Raw genomic sequence first — 17058 nt, forward strand, 5'->3', positions numbered from 1 at the left:
GCCTCGTGGCCCCCTTGCGAACGATGCGTCGGAACGCCGCCGAATCGATGCCCGCCTGCGACTGTATGCCGCGGGTGCGCAGGGTGGGTCACAGGTGATACAAAGCGGCGTTTTGCGTAATCTCGTTTTCGAGATCTTCCGCCAAGACGGCGATGTCGGACTTCGTCAGTTGCAGACCCTTGAATGCCGCGGCGGGAACTCGCAGCAATTTCATGCCGACGGAAGAGATGCCTTTCAGCGTGCAAATCAGGTTCGCCACTTCGACGCAGCGAACGATGTCGATTTCTTCTCCCCGATAATTGTGCGAGCCGTGGTGGTGACTGATGGCCGCGCGGACGTTCGGCGGGAAGCCCCACGCCTTGCCCAGTTCTTCGCCTACCAGACAATGATCGAAGCCCACGTACTCGCGTTCGATTTCGGACAACGTCTTTTCGGGAGTCAGGTGTTCGATGACCGCGCGGAACTGCTTGGGAGCATTCTGGTCGATCAGAATGATGCCGATGTCGTGCAACAGCCCGGCCAGAAACGCGTCTTCGAAATTGGCTACCTTGCGACGCATGGCGATCAGCCGCGCGCAGATGCCTACCGTCACCAGGTGTTTCCACAATCCTGCCCGCGAATAAGGTTCGATTCCCAGGTCTTCCCGGAACATCTCGGCCACGCTGGCGGTCAAGGCGATGTTGCGGATCTGCTTGAGGCCGAGGTAGGCGATCGCCTGTTGCAGGTTCGTGATTTTGGTGCGGACGGCGTAGGCAGACGAATTGACGCAGCGCAGAATGCGGGCCGACAAGGCGGCGTCCGTCTCCATGACCTCCTTCAGATCAGCCGCTCCGGAAAGCGGATCATTCGCCACCTTCAAGACTTGCAAGGCGATCTGCGGAATGGTCGAGATGTCGTGGACGCGTCGGACAAACGCCTCGAGGTCCGGGCCTGTCGTCCCTGAGTACGAGATTACTCCAGCCACTATCTGCCTCCTTGTCCGACAAGTCGAGGGGCGAATTCATGGGAGCCGCTCGATGCACGGCGAGATTCGCCCAACATTCGATGCAAACGTCGGCTCTTCATTCAAGGTTAGTACAATTTTCCCCTCTTGGCCGACCGGAAAAGGTTTGTATGGTTGCTTCTTTTCGATGCTGGGAGTTTCGATCGAATCAGTGGCGCAGGAGGCGGGATCGACTGGGGGGATCCTACCGGTCATGCCGGAAAGTGACGGCTGGGGGTGGGAAAATTCACCCGCGAACTCGACGGCGAAGAATCCGCTACCGGCGGGGGTAACAGAGAAAAAACCCCGTATTTCGTCCGCTTTCGCCGCCCGGATGAGCTGGTTCAGGGGCGGTTGCGCTGAATTTGTGGTGTTTGACGGCAGCGCGCAAGGTAGGGGGGATCGAAGGACAAATCGTATATTTTCTTTGCCGGAAGACGAGTTTCTTCGTGCTTGTCTTGGCGGCGCAAGGCAAGCGAACGCGTTACCGTTTCGATCCGCCGACGGACGTTTTTACCCGCTCGAGAACCAGCAGGCGCGTCTCATTCTCCGGTGTTGATCGAAAGTTTGAGGGACGTATGCTGCCGAGACACAATGTCAGCCGGTCGCCTTCGATTCGGTAGATGCCGTAGACCCTGCTGAAGAGAATCGTGTACTCGAAGTGCCGTTTGCGGCGATCGAGCCGATACGCGAAACGATACGTGCCCTGTTGCGGCGAATCGAAGGTCAGCTTGTCGTCGTTCTCAGGGAGGGTGAGAACACACCCGATCAGTTCGGGCGACGGCCCGCCTGCGTACCACGCCTCCACCACCTTCCAAGAACCGTACGGCGACGGGCCGAGGTCTTCGACGGCGGCGTCGGCGGTTTGGTCGTTCGCCCCGGTGGCCGGGGCGTCGTCGGCATCGGCGGCCGAACGCCCGCACCCGCAAACCGCCGGAAACGAGACGACAAAAACGGCTACGACAAGCCGTAAAACGGCGAATTCCGCTTGACGAAAGGGCATGACGACTCGCGTGAGGTGAAGGCAAGAGGATCGTCGCGGCGGCACGAAGCCCGGACGACGCTTTCGGCGTTTGTGCGGAAAGTCATTCGCCCGAACAGCGCCGTTCTTGTCGGGTTGGGTGTCGCCGACAGACGTTTTTCAATTCTACAGCCGAAACGGCGTGTTCGTTACCGGCACCGTGGGCGAGCGATCGGAAGTTTCCATCGTGGCGCACCGGCCTTTTCGGGCTTTCTTGGTGTTCTCGAACTCACGCACCACACGGGGAGTGACTGCGAAGCGAAGGGGAAGCCTCTCGCCGAAGCCGTCGATTCGTCCTCCGATGGCAGCGCATCGGCGTGGGAATGCGCCTATCAAGAGCCGCGCACCGCACAGCGAAGGATGCCGCCGGTGATTCCTTCGGGCGGCTGCACGCTTGAAGTGCAACGTGGACAACGAATCGCCGCGAATGCCTCGCCGGATCGCGTTCCGAAAAGGTCGGTGACGTTTTACTTCGGCCACGGCGCGAGTGAGGGCCGGTCGCTCGTTTCGGTGAGCACAAAAAACTTGATGCGCTCTTCGGGAGAGCGGTTCGGGCTGTGCAGCGCGAGCATTTGTGTGCCGTCGAAGCGGGTGAATAGCATCGCGTGACCGCCGCCGATGAACAGCGGCTCGGGTTCGTGTGTCCAAGGTCCCCTCACGCCGCCGGAGCGACTGCGGGCGACGCCGACGGCATATCCCTTGTCTGTGAAACTCGACCAAAGCATCCAAAGGGTTCCGGCGTCCGTGCGATACAGACACGGCCCGTCGGTCACGTACTTGTCGTCGTCGCGCACCGGACGTGTCCAGGGGGCGTCGGAGGCGGCAAACAGCGTCGTGATCGGGCCGACCGTTTTCGACAGGTCGTCGCTGAGGCGAACGGCGCACATCGTTCCGTCGCCGATCTGCACCCACTCGTGGCAGAATACCATCCAGGGCTTGCCGTCTTCGATCCACAGGGTTCCGTCGAGGGCAAACCAATCGTGCGGCGTTGCGGCGTCCTTGCTGTGCGGGCGAAACGGCCCGAGCGGATCATCGGCCTCGAAAATTTGTGTACCCCGGCAGCGGTCCGCTGCACTGAGTGTACCGAACAGGTAGTACTTTCCCCGATAACGATGCACCTCGGGGGCCCAGAAGTCCCGCGTGCCCCAGAAGTCGGCCGGCGGCGTGAAGACGGGTGTCGGCCGGGACCAGTGGAGGAGGTCTTTCGAGCGATAGCATTCCCATCCGCGGGCGTCTGCGGTCCGGTTTGCGGCGTTGGCGTACAGGTAGTACGTTTGCGATTCGGCAACGGGCAAGATGAACGGGTCGCGAACGCGAATGTCGCCCACGTGCAGGGGGTAGGTTTCGTCGGCGAGAGTCGGCAAGCAGATCGAGCCGAGAACCACCGCTGCCGTCTGCACGCAAAGGACGACTCGTATCGGCTGCTTGGAGATATGTCGCATCGAAACGGTCTCCTGTCGGATGGTAGCGGCACGGGGAAGGACCACTGTTGGAGGTGTGACTATTCTCACCCGTCGCAAGGCTGCTTACAATGAAAATTGGTGAATCGGGAACAAAACGCGGTCGCACGGCGCCCGCGGATTCGGAAAAGGAGAGAGCGGGGCCGCGGATCGGCACCGGGTGTGGAGAACAGGCATGCAAGCATTCGTGTTGGCAGCGACGGCCACGTGGGTCGGATTGTATTTCTTGGTCGGCTTTGTGATCGTGGGCGGATTGGCGGTTGCGTTGGCGCCCAGTCGTCGGCGCGACGCGAGTAAACCGGCCGACTTCAAAGGCACCTCGTGGGGGGCGGCCGTCAAAGAAGAAAAGCCCACGGAAGAGCAGGGCCCGCCGCCCGGTGTGTTCATGCCCGGCCGGTGAATCGTCGGCCGGATGCCGCGTTTGCCGGTTCCACCCTGTTTTCCGACATCGGACGAATCACAAGTGAAAAGCCCCTTTCGGTCGTCGTGGCCGAAAGGGGCTTCGTAGTTCAGGCCGAAAGATTCGGCGGGTCATTCGGGAATCACGATATCGAAGGTGTTGGCCCCTTCTTGGATGGTGGTGGTGATTCCGGAGGTCGACGGCTCGAAGAACTTTTGCGGAATCTCGACCATTTTGGGCATCGGCGGGGCGCCGGGGCCTTGCGCCGCGGCCATGGCCTCTTCCATGGCGATTCCTTTGCCGGCTTCGGTGTTCACGCCGATCAGGACCTCGCCCACGGGGACGTACTCGACCTTGTAATGCCCTTCGCGATCGGCATTACCGGTGGCCGAAAGTTCCCCGCCTGCTTTGGGAACGACGACGACCAAGGCGTACGGAACCGGTTGGCCCTTGTACGTGATCGTGCCTTCCAAGGTGGCATTGGGCAGGTCGAGTCGTTCCGTGTCGGAACACGAAATCGACGTGGCACACAACGCCGCGACGAGCACGGCGACCGCGATTCGAAACGCTTTCATCTTCTCTGTAAATCCTCCCGTGTAGAAGCTGGGCAAAGCGGTCGGTCCTTTCGGCCGATGGTGAACGATCAGTTGTTATGCTCGGTCTCGCCGCCGCGACGGGTCATCTGTGCCGACCAGACGATGACGTCGATCGTGTTGTTGACGGCCTGCACGCTGCCGTCGGCCATCAGCACGTTGACGACGCCGCCCGCGTGGATCGGGTAAATGTTCCACACGATCTGTTGGTCTTCCGGTCGGTTGCGGGCCGGGGGTTGGAAGAACTCGCGGGTTTGACCGTTGTAGGTGAACTTGCAGTCACCGCGCCACCATTGGCCTTCTTCGTTGTCCCAGGTGACGTTCGGGTCGTTGCAGTTGCAACCGAAGAAGGCTTGGACCTCGGGGCCGATATCGGTCTTGGCCCACACGTTGGCGCCGTCGGTCTTGCCGTTCTTGCCTTTGACGCTCCACGACTCGGCGTAGACGATGCTTTCGCCGGTGATCATGGGCTTTTCGGCCTCGACGATCGTGTTCGACGTGCCGTCCACGAAGTCGGACATCGAAACTTCACCGCTGCAATTGTCCCAGGCGATGTTCCACACGCTCATCGAGCCGTTCGAGTTCTTCTGGCCGAAGGCCTGGGCGCTGGGGACGTAGCTGGTCAGACCGACCGGTTTCAAGGCACCGCCCAACACCCACGAATAGCCGCCGAAATTGATCCAGTCTTGCGGTGAGGCATCGCTCGGGCACTTGAGGACCGGCGGCGATTCATAGTCGAACCAGTTGCCGGGGTGTTGCCGCGACTCGGACAGCACGCAGTTGTCCCAAACGGTGTCGTCATGGAGCATTTGCAGTTCCATGTACGGCAGCAGGCAGTAGAAGTAAGTGATCTTCTGGCCCGACGAGGTCGGGTCGATGTACTTGCCGCGGTACACGTACGTGCTGCCGTCCGACTTGGGATTCTGGCTGACCCAACCGTTGATGATCAACGGCGGGAACTCGCCATGGATGTCATGGGCGTTGTGTAAGGCGATACCGTGCTGCTTCAGGTTGTTGGTGCATTGCGATCGACGTGCGGCCTCGCGGGCGGCTTGCACGGCGGGCAACAACAACGAAATCAAGATTCCGATGATCGCAATCACCACCAGAAGCTCGACCAGTGTGAAACCGGCCGACCTGCGACGAGCGGACGGGAAAATCATGGGATAACTCCTTCCTCCACAGAAATGCACAGGGAAATCACACCACCTCCGCGACCGCAAAACGCCGTCGGGTGCGCTCGGCCGAGGGGCACTACATAGCCGCGCTTGTGTTGGGGGGACGATCGTCGACGTCGGCACGCAGGGGGGCGAGCCGGAAACCTGGTAGATGGCGGAAATCCCGCCGTAGGAACACAATCGTTCTAATGGTTTTTCCCTTGCCCTATGCACACGATATTTCAGCGAACAAATTGTGTCAACAATTTTGAAGCTGAAAACGATGGGGGGTGCTTTGTCATGTATTGCACAGGGTGCGTGGCTGTGGTGTGGGGGTAGCTTTTTGATTTTCCACCGTTGTATTGTCGACAGAATACAATCGGCGGCTTCTGTGGCTGTGGCCGGCAGGCTTCTCGAATTGCGGTGTGCTGATTTTTGGCACGCCCTCCCAGGGGGCGGTGTTGGTCGCGGCCCCATGCGCGAAAAAAACGACCCTGCTCTCGGCAGGGTCGTCGGCGATTCATTTCCGTTTTCTTACGGCCTTCGGCCGCAGCGGCAGGATCAGTCCCACCACCATTTGCCTTCGGGCAGCGTGATTTCGAGGTCTTTGTGCAGCTTGGCCAGCTTGCCTTCCTCGTCGTTGAGGAGGTTTTCCGGCTTGAGGGCCTCGTCGGGTTCGATGTGCACGCCGCCGCCGACGGGCGTCAGCAGGCGGCTGCCCTTGAACACGGCGTTCACGGCCGTGGCCACTTTCTTGGGCGCCGGATACAGGCGGACCTTGAATTGCGTTTCGTCGCCCAAGTATTCCATCTTCCAGCCGGTCTTCGAGTAGACGTCGTTCTTTTGCAAGTACGCGGCAACGACGGCCATGTCGATCAGGTTCCGCAGCTCGGCATAGACCGGCGAGCGAGCGGCCAGTTGGCTGTAGTTACGGGTAAAGCTGATGGTGTAGGCTTTCGAGGCGGGCGATTCGCTGCCTGCCACTCGGCGAACACCGTCCTGTTCGACGATCTCGTTGGCGCCCACCAACTTCACGCCGTCCCCGACGAGTTCCATGCCGTTGCCGTCTTCGCTGACCCGCAAGCACTGATAGTCGGGCACGAAGTACCACCGCATCAATGCGTTGGCCGGTTGCGCCCCGCTTGCCCGGTCGATGTAGGTCGTCATACGCACGGGCGGTTTTTCGAGGCCGATGCCGATGAGCTTCATGCGATAATCGGCTTCGACCAGAACTTGAGCGAAATGCGTGTCGGCCGGGACGCCCTCGATCGTGATTTCTTGCGGTCCGAGCGATTCCCGCAGGTTCGCCGCAATGTATTGTGCCGCCTGGTATTCACCTCCCGGCGGCAGGATGCGGCCGACGCTGTTAAGAAACTGTTGCATACGCGCCAGGCCTTCCTGCGTGGGATCGATCGAGCAAGAGATCAATTGCGTCGACTTGCCGTCGGGCGAATAGGCCCGCAGCGCAACGACAAGGTCTTCCAGCCGCAGGACGGGACGGCCGGTCGTGAGGCCGACGACGCGTCCGGTCGGATCGGTCATCCAGCCTTCGGCCGGTCCGGCGATGACGATGTCGCCGCTGTCGGGATAAACGAATACGTACTTGATGCGCTGCAATCCGGCGAGATACTTCATCTCGTCGGTCAAGGCACCGTTGGCCTCGACGATCGCGCGTTCCAAACGCGGCAATGAAACCATCCGCAACGCGGTGGGCTTGGCCACGTCGGCGTTGAGCGAGGCCCGTGCCGCGGCGATTTGCCGGCGCGTCAACATTCCGGTGGGATCGGCGACGACGCGGGTTTGCACGACGCCGTCGGGATTGACCAAGATACCGGCCACCCCGTTATTGTTGTTGTTTCCACCGCCGCCTTGGCCGAACGCGACCGGTGAAAGGCCGCCGACGGCAATCGCGAGTGCGGCAACACCCAAGACAGCGTACATGCCCGAGATTGGCCGACGCATGAGTTGCTTCTCCGTTAACCTCGTGATCGAATCGTTCCCCGAACCGCCTCAGGAACGTGCCGGTTCGGTCATCCAAGTCTACGTCGTATCCGGATTTGTTGTGCAGAACCGTCCGAAGAGCCTTCGCCCGCAAGACCTTGCCAATGTCTTGCTGCTCGAAAAGCGCCGAGGGCCGGAACGCGTCGCACATCCTCCGGCACCAAAAGTCAGAAAAGGTGACTCATCTCGATCATAATTGGGCAAACTGGGTAAAGCAAGGAATTCTCAGTGGTTTTGACGCTTGATTGCCGCCGTAAGTTCCCTTGCTGTCCGCATATTCTGAACCGACCGAGTCGCTCGGAGGCTTCACGTAAAGGCGCGATTGTGCCGGTCGACGGGGCGGCACGGCGTGTTCCCGGCACTGAAGTGACGTTCGACGGGGGATGTCATTCCGGCTTTGATCTGGGATAATCGGCCCCAGGGGCGTTTGCTGCGTTATTGGGCACCAAGTGCCTTGATTGTGGGCGTGTTCGCGGCGACCGACGTTGCTTTGTCGGATTATTAGGGCAGCGAAAGTACCGTATTAGGCCGAAGTTCAGGCATCTTGTCGTGAATTTCTTGTGTTTCGGTCGTTTTGGTACGGCGGTTGCAAATCCGCGGTTGCAAAGACTTGGTTCGAGGAACGCTGCCGCAACCGCGGGGCGTATCGGATTCGATCCGTGGGTTCTCTATTTTAACAGAAGTGGTGATCCAGTGACTCCGAAAGAAGTATTGGCGCTGTGTCGTGAGAAGGGTGTGAAGTCGGTCGACCTTCGGTTCATGGACTTCCCAGGCGTGTGGCAGCACTTTACCATCCCGGTGACGGCCCTCGATGAAGACACCTTCGAGAACGGCTTGGGCTTCGACGGCTCGAGTATCCGAGGCTGGAAGAAGATCAACGAAAGCGACATGTTGGTCGTGCCGCAACCCGAAACGGCCGCCATCGACCCGTTCGCCGAAATTCCCACGTTGATGATGATCTGCAACATTCAAGATCCCATCACGCGGGAGGATTACTCGCGCGACCCGCGGAACGTGGCCCGCAAGGCCGTCAACTATCTCAAGTCGACCGGCATTGCCGACACCTGCTACGTCGGGCCTGAGTGCGAATTCTTCATTTTCGACGACATCCGCTACGATCAAACTCCCCATTGCGGCTTCTACTACGTCGACAGCATCGAAGGTCAATGGAACCGCGGTCGCGACGAGGGGCCGAACCTCGGATACAAGCTTCGCTACAAAGAAGGCTATTTCCCGGTGCCGCCGGCCGACCAACAGTTCGACCTGCGGAACGAGATGATGCACGCCCTGATCGACGTCGGGATTCCGATCGAGGCGCAGCACCACGAAGTGGCCACCGGGGGGCAGGCCGAGATCGACATGCGATTCTCGGAATTGGTGCACACGGCCGACATGGTCATGTTGTACAAGTACGTCGTCAAGAACGTCGCCCGCAAGCACGGCAAGACCGTCACCTTCATGCCGAAGCCTTTGTACGGCGACAACGGTTCCGGGATGCACACGCACTTGTCGTTGTGGCAGGGGGATACCCCGCTGTTCGCCGGTAGCGGTTATGCGGGGTTGTCGGATACCGCCTTGTACGCGATCGGCGGTTTGCTCAAGCACGCACCTTCGATCTTGGCGTTCAGTAATCCGACGACCAACAGCTACAAGCGGTTGGTGCCCGGCTTCGAAGCCCCGGTCAACTTGGCGTACTCGCAGCGGAACCGGTCGGCGTCGATCCGGATTCCGATGTACAGCGCCAGCCCGAAGGCCAAGCGGATCGAGTTCCGCTGCCCCGATCCGACGTGCAATCCCTACCTTGCCTTCGCCGCCATGTTGATGGCGATGATCGACGGGATTCAAAACAAGATCGATCCGGGCGAGCCGCTCGACAAGGACATCTACGACCTGTCGCCGGAAGAATTGAAGGACGTGCCCACCACGCCGGGGTCGTTGGAAGAGGCCCTCAAGGCGTTGCGGGGAGATCACGAATTCCTGCTTCGCGGCGACGTCTTCACCGAAGACGTGATCGACACCTGGATTTGGTACAAGATGGAAAACGAGGTCAACGCCCTGAAGCTGCGACCTCATCCCTACGAATTCTGCTTGTACGCCGACATGTAATCGGTGACGCGAGTCGACTCCGCGTGTCGGTTCGACCGGCTGCGTGAATCGGACGGTGATCGTGCAAGAAACGAGGCCGAAGGAAACGCGGTTTTCCTTCGGCCTCGAATCGTTTACGAGTCGAAAAAAACGGCGGTCGGTCGACTACGGCTTTTTCAAGTCCTGTTTGGCCTTCCACTCGAGGGCCTTACGGAATTGCGGGTTCGGCGTGCTGTGGAAATAGTATTCCGGCGGCCACCAGTGTTCCGGCTCTTTCAGCCAGTAATTGTCTTCGTCGAGACTCAGTTCGCAGTCGAAGCGGGCAAGGATGGAATAGCTTTTCTCGCGGGTTCCTGCCGTCGTGAAATGGCAAAGCCCCCAGGTGATTCCGCGGCCGTTACCCGAATCGGTGAAGGCGTCGGGGACGTACGGACCGGCTGCGAACGGGGGAATACTGACGCTTGATGCCACGTCGAAGTTGACGCCGTCCGGCGCGTATTGGATCGTGTTGTGCTCGTTTCCGTGCCGCGTCACGATCGCTGCGATGCCTTCTTTGAACGGGAAGAAGGCCGTTTCGTGGCCCGAGTTCAACACCGGGTTGAGCGGATACTTCTCGAACGGTCCCAAGGGATCGTCGGCGATCGCCACACCCAGCAGACGCACCGGCTTCGGCCTGCCGGCCGATTCCGACTTGTAGTACAGGTAGATCTTTCCCTTGTACACCAGCGGATAGGGATCATGGACGGCGTACTGGTCCCACGCGCCTTCGGGGCCGCAGGGGACGATGACCTTGTCGGTGCGGGTCCACGGGCCGTCGGGCGAATCGGCGTAGGCGCACGAGGCGGCGCAGAAGTCGCCCCGCTTACCCGAGGTTTCGACAAATACCTGGTAATACAGGTAATACTTGCCCTTCCAGTAAAGCACATCCGGCGTGCAGACGGACCGCCAGCCCAACTGCGGCTTGGGAGGACGGGTGACGGCCGGGCCTTCTTCGTGCCACACGAAGCCGTCTTCACTGGTTGCATACCAGATTTCGGCCAGGTCCCAATCGGTGGAAGGAATCTCGTCGGTCGAGGCTTCGTATCCCCGCGGCGGCGTGGGCGTTTCGCGTCGCGTGTACCACACGTAGTATTTTCCGTTTGCCTTGATCACCTTCGACGGATCGCGGCGCGAGACGGTGCCGTCGCCGTTGTGATAGTCGAGTCCTTCCAACGGCGAGTAGAGGAACTTCGTGAACAGTTCGTTGCCCCAGGTGGTGGGCGACATGTACCGCGTGTAGGCCCGCTCCATCGCCTTGCTCAACGGGCGATCGGGCTTTTCGGAAGGTACGCCGTACGGAAAAGGCGGCAGGTCCGACGACTGGCCGTAGCCCGGCATCGCCTGCATGGCCGCCCCCAGGGCGAGAACCACGAAACACCATCGAACTCGACGCATGGGACACTCCTCGTTGGCTTGACGTGCGATTAGACGGACCGACAGGGACGGTTTTCGCGGTCGATCGCTTTTCGTCCCGTCGACCGGACGACGAACCATTTTGTATACAATCTACAATCCGCGTCAAGCAGATTTTCCGTGAAAGTCGTTTCCTGCAACACGCATCGTCGAGGTCCTTCCGCGTGCCGGGCCGCAAGCCTTCTTTCGCGAGGTCGCGGCGGCCGTCATGCGTGGTAATCGATCTTCCGGCGACGTACACTGCCTATTGGGCCGCAGGCGCGCATCCGGCCGAGCCGTCGGCCTCATCGCGCCGGGAGCCGTCCGCGGCCGACGGGATCGACATCCGACTCGACAAACAGGGGAAAAGATCATGCAACCGGTTTTCGCGACGTTGTGTTCGGTAGTCGCTTGCTGTTCGTTCGGGGTACTGGTGGGGGCGGGCGAGCCGCCGCGAACGCTCGACGACATCATTCCGCCCGGCACGCCGGTCGAGGTGCTCGGCACCGGCTACGGTTTTTGTGAGGGGCCTGCCGTCGACGCCGAGGGCAACGTCTACTTTTCCGACGGCAAGAACGACTCGATCCACGTGTACCGGCCGGGAAAGGGCGTCGAACGGTTCGTCGACGACAGCACCGACGCGAACGGCATGATGTTCAACGCAAAAGGGGAATTGGTCGTTTGCGAAGGGGCCGCCTACCGGATCGTCGCCTTCGACACGACCACCAAGAAAAAGCGAGTGCTGGCAAGCGAGATCGACGGCACGCACTTCAACGAACCGAACGATCTGACGATCGACCGGCACGGCGGATTCTACTTCACCGACCCCAACTACCGGCATCGCGGCCAAGAGACGGTCATGAAGGAAGACGTCTACTACGTCTCGGCGACCGGCGAAGTCACGCGCGTGTCGCAGGTATGCCAAAAGCCCAACGGCATCTTGCTGACGCCCGACAACAAGACGCTGTATCTGGCCGACAACAAAGGCCGCGTGCTGTACCGGTATGACGTGCTCGGTCCCGGCAAACTGGCCAACGAGCGACTGTGGATCGAGCTGGGGGCCGGCCCCGACGGGATGACCTTGGACGAGTTCGGCAACCTGTACGTGGCCTGCGGTCGGGCGGGCATCAAAGTCTACACGCCCGAAGGCAAGCCGCTGGGCGTGATCGAGGTTCCCTACGCCTCGAATTGCGTGTTCGGCGGCACAGATTTGAAGACGCTGTTCATCACGTCGGCCGACAAGTTCCTGGCCGTCAAGACGCGGGTTCGCGGTGTACCGCCGTTGTGCGCCGACTGATACACGATGACGCAACCGCCGATTACTCGCGGGTTTGCTCGTTCGGTCGCAAACGACGGAAAGCAAGTTCTGTTTGGAACACCCGATCGAGGGGATTGTCCGACGGTCTGGTGACGCCTAGAGTTTTTTTGTGCACCAAAACCTAGGTTTTGGGTATCCAAAATCTCGATGTGGTGCTCTGTTGATAGGTGAGGGCGAAGCGTGACTCTACGCATTTGGAATTGGATTCCGTGGCGCTGGGCGCGGCGGATGCAGCAGCGCGTGTTGTTCGAGGACACGCTCAAGTGGCTGTTCTCGCGCGAGCACGACGGGGTGTCGGCCGATGTCCGCGGACTGGCCGAGGCGTTGGGAATCTCACGCAAAAGAGCGGCGCAGATCGTTGAGCGACTCATGCAGTTGGGTTTGGTCACGGTGACGCCCGAAGGAACCGTCGCGCTTTCTTCCAAAGGTCGCGACGAAGCCGCCCGTATCGTCCGCGTGCATCGCTTGGTCGAAACCTTCTTGGCCGAAGAGAGCGGCCTGCCGCCGGAGGAATGGCATGCGGTGGCCGACCGTCTGGAACATGCCGCCGGCGAGGAGGAGGTCGAACAGATCGCCCGCCGGCTGGGAAATCCGCGGTTCGATCCGCACGGCGATCCGATTCCGACGCCCTCCGGCGAGATCGAGGCGTTGCCGGGCGAGCCGCTGGCGGGCTTTGCGCCGGGAAGCCGCGGCCGAATCGTCCACATCGAGGACGAGCCGCACGACGTCTACCAGGGCCTGCTCGATCGCGGATTCGAGTTGGGCCGTCAAGTGTCGATCGTTCGCGACGAAGGGGCCGCCCGCGTGGTCGAGATCGACGGACGCCGCGAGGTGCTTTCGCCCCAGGCGGCGGTCAATGTTTCGTTGGAGCCTTTGGCGGAAGACGAACCCGAGGAACGGCCCGCGCGACCGCTTTCGGCGCTGGCCGTGGGCGAAACCGGGATCGTCCGCGACATTGCGGCTGCCTGTCGCGGATTGCAGCGGCGGCGACTGCTCGACTTGGGGTTTGTTCCCGGTTCGAAGGTGACGGCGGAATTTTCCAGTCCGGCCGGAGACCCCGTGGCGTATCGCGTCCGCGGCACGCTGATTGCCTTGCGGCGCGATCAGGCGGCGCTCATCCGCATCGAACCGCAAGAAGCGGCCCGCCCCGAACCGGTCACCGCTTCCGCAGGATGAGCCGACCGCCCATTCACCGCGAAGATCGCGAACCCATCCAAGAGAGACAGGATCGGCGACGATGGATTGCAAGTCGTGTGAACAGTGTCCGAGCAATCGGCCGACCGGCTGGATACGGCTGGGCGACGAGGAGGGAGAATTCGATTTCGTCGTCGCCTTGGCGGGGAACCCGAACACGGGCAAAAGCACCGTTTTCAATGCGCTCACCGGACTGCGACAACACACCGGAAATTGGCCCGGCAAGACGGTCGCCCGCGCAGAAGGCGCCTTTTCGTACCGCGACAAACGTTTCCGGATCGTCGACTTGCCCGGGACGTATTCGTTGATGGCGACCAGCGTCGATGAAGAGATCGCCCGCGACTACGTTCTGTTTTCGAAGCCCGACGTGACGATCATCGTCGTCGACGGGGGGCGGCTGGAGCGGAATTTGAACCTGGTCCTTCAGGTGCTCGAAATCACCGACAAAGCCGTCCTGTGTGTGAATCTCATGGACGAGGCGAAACGGCACGGGATCGCCGTCGACGTCGAACGACTGGAACAGGAGTTGGGGATTCCCGTCGTGGCGACCTCGGCCCGCTTCGGTCGCGGGATCGACAGGTTGTTGGAAGCCGTCTATCAAACGGCGATCGGCGAACGCCAGACGCATCCGCGGCGCGTGGGCGGTGAATCGCCGGTATTGCGGAACGCCGTGCGCGAGCTGACCGAGGCGTTGAACGAGGCCTTTCCGGCGTTGACCAACACACAGTGGATTGCCTTGCGGTTGCTGGACGGCGATCGACGGGTGACCGAGGCCGTCCGCACCGGCGAGTTTCGCCGCGCGTTGGCCGAAGAAACAACGTTGACTGCCGAAGCGGAAGCTTCCCAAGACGGGCCGGAAGAAGGCGTCTCGTTTCCGCCGGGCGAGCGGATCGTGAAGCGGGCGTCGGAGCTGCGCTGGGCCGTCGGTCCGCGGTTCCATCAGGCGCTGGTCGAAACGATCTATGCCGAGGCCGCCCGCATCGCCGACGCTTGCGTTTCCCGCAGCGAAGACCGACGCGCGACCGACTTCGACCGGAAGTTGGACCGGATTTTGACCAGTCCGTGGACGGGCTATCCGATCATGATCGGACTGTTCCTGCTGGTGATCTGGTTGACGGTCGTGGGAACGAACTACCCTTCGGCGTTCCTGTCATGGCTGCTGGTCGACCAAGGCCACGGCTGGCTGAAGGGGCTTTCGGCCTCGATCGGATTGCCGTGGTGGCTCGACGGCGTGTTGATTGATGGGGCCTATCTTGCCACCGCTTGGGTAGTGAGCGTGATGTTGCCGCCGATGGCGATCTTCTTCCCGCTGTTTACCCTGGCGGAAGATTTCGGTTATTTACCGCGGGTGGCGTTCAACCTCGACCGTTTGTTCCGGGCGGTCGGTGCGCACGGGAAACAGGCGCTCACGATGACGATGGGTTTCGGCTGTAACGCGGCGGGGGTCGTGTCGTGTCGCGTGATCGACAGTCCGCGGGAAAGATTGCTGGCGATTCTCACGAACAATTTCAGCCTATGCAACGGTCGTTGGCCGACACAGATCTTGATTGCGACGATCTTCATCGGAGCGATGGTGCCCGCCTATCTGGCCGGAGTGATCGCCTCGCTGGCGGTCATCGCCGTGGCGATCTTGGGGATGGCGTTTATGTTCGCCTCGTCGTGGTTTTTCTCGCGTACCGTCTTGCGGGGCGAGGTTTCGACGTTCCATCTCGAATTGCCGCCGTATCGTCCGCCGCGGTTGCTGCAAACGCTGTATACGTCGCTCATCGACCGCACCTTGTACGTGCTGTGGCGCGCGATCGTCTTCGCGCTTCCGGCCGGTGTGGTCATTTGGCTCATTTGCAACGTGCACGTCGGCGACGTCACGATCGCCGAATGGATGATCGACAGGCTTGACCCGTTTGGGCTGGCAATCGGGCTGAACGGCGTGATTCTCGTCGCGTATATCGTGGCGATTCCGGCAAACGAGATCGTGATACCCACCGTGCTCATGCTGACCGTCCTGGCGCACGGCATGAGCGGGCAAGGCGTGGGGGCGGGCGTGATGTTCGAGGCCGATGTGCAAGGAACCGCCGAGATCTTGAAGGCGGGTGGTTGGACCCTGCTTACCGCCGTCTGCTTGATGCTCTTCAGCCTGTTACACAACCCCTGCTCGACGACGATTTACACGATTTACAAAGAGACCGGCAGCGCGAAATGGACGGCCGTGGCAGCGTTGTTTCCCGTGGCCCTCGGCATTGCGGTCTGTTTCATGACCGCGACGATCTGGCGGCTGGTCGGAGCCTGAGGCGACCTCCGGCGGTGTGCAGCAAACGGAACGTATGAAACCGAGAGCTGTTGCGGCGATCGCTTGTTTTGTCGGCGATGTTCTTTTTTGGGAATGCCGCAGGTGGTTGCGGCGGACGTCGGACCGACGTTTGTTTCTGAGAAAAACGAAAATGCAGCGGTTCCCGCGGTGCGCGGGTGGTGTGCCCGATCGTCGGTGATACAATGACAATCTGCTGGAGGCCGCGGCAGGATTCTTACCGATCTTGCGGCCGAAACGCCGTGGTCGGACCTCTCTTCGCTGGTTGCACCGGGAGTGCGTCGCATGAACGAAGCCGACATCCGCGCCTTGCCCCGCTGGGAATATCCGCCGTACGAACGCGGCGAAAAGGTCGCCCTGTTCATTCCCTGCTACATCGACCAGTTCTTTCCCAAGATCGCGAAAGACACCGCCGAAATCCTTACCCGATTGGGCGTGCCCGTCGAGTTTCCCGAAGAACAGACCTGTTGCGGCCAGCCGGCGTTCAACTCGGGTTATTGGGACGAAGCGCGGCGCGTGATCCGGCATTTTTGCGACGTGTTCCGACCGTATCGGTACATCGTGACGCCTTCGGGGTCGTGTGCGGCGATGGCCCGCGTCTTCTTCGGACAGGCCGATCCCGACGAGGCCGTGACTTCGGTCGGGGCGCGGGTGTTCGAACTGACGGAGTTTCTCGTCGAGATTCTCGGTGTGGTCGATCTCGGAGCACGGTATCCGCATGCGGTCACGATGCACAGCGGTTGCCACGGGCGGCGGGAATTGGGAATCTACTTTCAGCCGCTGCGATTGCTCGAACACGTCAAGGACTTGGACTACCGCGAGCTGCCGAACATCGAAGAGTGTTGCGGTTTCGGAGGGACGTTCAGCGTGAAAATGGCCGGCACGTCGTTGGCGATGGGGAAGACGAAGGCCGAATACATCGCCTCGACCGGGGCCGAGGTGGTCACGTCGGTCGATATCAGTTGCTTGATGCACGTCGGTGGTGTGTTGCGAAAAGACCCGGCCAAGAGACATATTCGTACCGTGCACATCGCCGAAATCCTCAACAGCCGATGAACGGTCCGCCGTCGGAGACGCCTCGAATTCCCTCTCCTACACCAGGCGAGCGACG

The 17058-nt window shown here is 60.9% G+C and carries 13 protein-coding genes; 6 read left to right on the plus strand and 7 right to left on the minus strand.

Annotation, left to right across the window (positions count from 1 at the left end; translation table 11 throughout):
• Positions 1-88 precede the first annotated feature (88 nt).
• From ACYQ2I_RS02530 to ACYQ2I_RS02540, 3 genes are all read right to left on the minus strand, one after another.
• A complete protein-coding gene (locus tag ACYQ2I_RS02530; protein WP_460165418.1) occupies positions 89-964 on the minus strand; it encodes an HDOD domain-containing protein in 876 nt (291 codons plus the stop codon).
• 502 nt (positions 965-1466) lie between these two features.
• Positions 1467-1985 carry a hypothetical protein gene (locus ACYQ2I_RS02535; protein WP_460165419.1) on the minus strand — a complete coding sequence of 173 codons (519 nt, stop codon included), beginning with the start codon at positions 1983-1985 and terminating at the stop codon, positions 1467-1469.
• Positions 1986-2470: 485 nt separating this feature from the next.
• On the minus strand, positions 2471-3445 hold the full coding sequence (locus tag ACYQ2I_RS02540; protein WP_460165420.1) for a glycoside hydrolase family 43 protein: 975 nt from the start codon (positions 3443-3445) through the stop codon (positions 2471-2473).
• A gap of 193 nt (positions 3446-3638) precedes the next feature.
• On the opposite strand from ACYQ2I_RS02540, the gene ACYQ2I_RS02545 reads away from it, so the two are divergent.
• Positions 3639-3863 carry a hypothetical protein gene (locus ACYQ2I_RS02545; protein WP_460165421.1) on the plus strand — a complete coding sequence of 75 codons (225 nt, stop codon included), beginning with the start codon at positions 3639-3641 and terminating at the stop codon, positions 3861-3863.
• Positions 3864-3994: 131 nt separating this feature from the next.
• Here ACYQ2I_RS02545 and ACYQ2I_RS02550 read toward each other — a convergent pair whose 3' ends face one another.
• The 3 genes from ACYQ2I_RS02550 to ACYQ2I_RS02560 all read right to left on the minus strand — a co-directional run bounded on the left by ACYQ2I_RS02550 (position 3995) and on the right by ACYQ2I_RS02560 (position 7575).
• Positions 3995-4438, minus strand: a complete 444-nt coding sequence (locus ACYQ2I_RS02550) for a carboxypeptidase-like regulatory domain-containing protein (RefSeq protein WP_460165422.1) — start codon at positions 4436-4438, stop codon at positions 3995-3997.
• Between the two features lie 68 nt (positions 4439-4506).
• Positions 4507-5619, minus strand: a complete 1113-nt coding sequence (locus ACYQ2I_RS02555; RefSeq protein WP_460165423.1) for a DUF1559 family PulG-like putative transporter — start codon at positions 5617-5619, stop codon at positions 4507-4509.
• A gap of 555 nt (positions 5620-6174) precedes the next feature.
• Positions 6175-7575: a DUF1598 domain-containing protein gene (locus ACYQ2I_RS02560; RefSeq protein ID WP_460165424.1), complete on the minus strand. Its 1401-nt coding sequence runs from the start codon at positions 7573-7575 to the stop codon at positions 6175-6177.
• A gap of 732 nt (positions 7576-8307) precedes the next feature.
• Here ACYQ2I_RS02560 and glnA point away from each other — a divergent pair.
• Positions 8308-9720 carry a type I glutamate--ammonia ligase gene (glnA, locus tag ACYQ2I_RS02565; protein WP_460165425.1) on the plus strand — a complete coding sequence of 471 codons (1413 nt, stop codon included), beginning with the start codon at positions 8308-8310 and terminating at the stop codon, positions 9718-9720.
• 144 nt (positions 9721-9864) lie between these two features.
• On the opposite strand, the gene ACYQ2I_RS02570 is transcribed toward glnA, so the two are convergent.
• Positions 9865-11133: a glycoside hydrolase family 117 protein gene (locus ACYQ2I_RS02570; protein ID WP_460165426.1), complete on the minus strand. Its 1269-nt coding sequence runs from the start codon at positions 11131-11133 to the stop codon at positions 9865-9867.
• 370 nt (positions 11134-11503) lie between these two features.
• Here ACYQ2I_RS02570 and ACYQ2I_RS02575 point away from each other — a divergent pair, with 370 nt between their 5' ends.
• The 4 genes from ACYQ2I_RS02575 to ACYQ2I_RS02590 all read left to right on the plus strand — a co-directional run bounded on the left by ACYQ2I_RS02575 (position 11504) and on the right by ACYQ2I_RS02590 (position 17003).
• Positions 11504-12427, plus strand: coding sequence for an SMP-30/gluconolactonase/LRE family protein (locus ACYQ2I_RS02575; protein WP_460165427.1), 924 nt, complete (start codon positions 11504-11506; stop codon positions 12425-12427).
• A gap of 201 nt (positions 12428-12628) precedes the next feature.
• Positions 12629-13624, plus strand: coding sequence for a metal-dependent transcriptional regulator (locus ACYQ2I_RS02580; RefSeq protein ID WP_460165428.1), 996 nt, complete (start codon positions 12629-12631; stop codon positions 13622-13624).
• 61 nt (positions 13625-13685) lie between these two features.
• Positions 13686-15929, plus strand: coding sequence for a ferrous iron transport protein B (gene feoB / locus ACYQ2I_RS02585; protein ID WP_460165429.1), 2244 nt, complete (start codon positions 13686-13688; stop codon positions 15927-15929).
• Between the two features lie 303 nt (positions 15930-16232).
• Positions 16233-17003 carry a (Fe-S)-binding protein gene (locus tag ACYQ2I_RS02590; RefSeq protein ID WP_460165430.1) on the plus strand — a complete coding sequence of 257 codons (771 nt, stop codon included), beginning with the start codon at positions 16233-16235 and terminating at the stop codon, positions 17001-17003.
• Positions 17004-17058: the final 55 nt, after the last annotated feature.

This window comes from Thermostilla marina (assembly GCF_054657455.1).

Bases quoted from the DNA above. Each gene is read 5' to 3' on its own strand.
- ACYQ2I_RS02535 (WP_460165419.1), bottom strand. From the start codon at position 1,985: ATGCCCTTTCGTCAAGCGGAATTCGCCGTTTTACGGCTTGTCGTAGCC.
- ACYQ2I_RS02540 (WP_460165420.1), bottom strand. From the start codon at position 3,445: ATGCGACATATCTCCAAGCAGCCGATACGAGTCGTCCTTTGCGTGCAG.
- ACYQ2I_RS02545 (WP_460165421.1), top strand. From the start codon at position 3,639: ATGCAAGCATTCGTGTTGGCAGCGACGGCCACGTGGGTCGGATTGTAT.
- ACYQ2I_RS02550 (WP_460165422.1), bottom strand. From the start codon at position 4,438: ATGAAAGCGTTTCGAATCGCGGTCGCCGTGCTCGTCGCGGCGTTGTGT.
- ACYQ2I_RS02555 (WP_460165423.1), bottom strand. From the start codon at position 5,619: ATGATTTTCCCGTCCGCTCGTCGCAGGTCGGCCGGTTTCACACTGGTC.
- ACYQ2I_RS02560 (WP_460165424.1), bottom strand. From the start codon at position 7,575: ATGCGTCGGCCAATCTCGGGCATGTACGCTGTCTTGGGTGTTGCCGCA.
- ACYQ2I_RS02570 (WP_460165426.1), bottom strand. From the start codon at position 11,133: ATGCGTCGAGTTCGATGGTGTTTCGTGGTTCTCGCCCTGGGGGCGGCC.
- ACYQ2I_RS02575 (WP_460165427.1), top strand. From the start codon at position 11,504: ATGCAACCGGTTTTCGCGACGTTGTGTTCGGTAGTCGCTTGCTGTTCG.
- feoB (WP_460165429.1), top strand. From the start codon at position 13,686: ATGGATTGCAAGTCGTGTGAACAGTGTCCGAGCAATCGGCCGACCGGC.
- ACYQ2I_RS02590 (WP_460165430.1), top strand. From the start codon at position 16,233: ATGAACGAAGCCGACATCCGCGCCTTGCCCCGCTGGGAATATCCGCCG.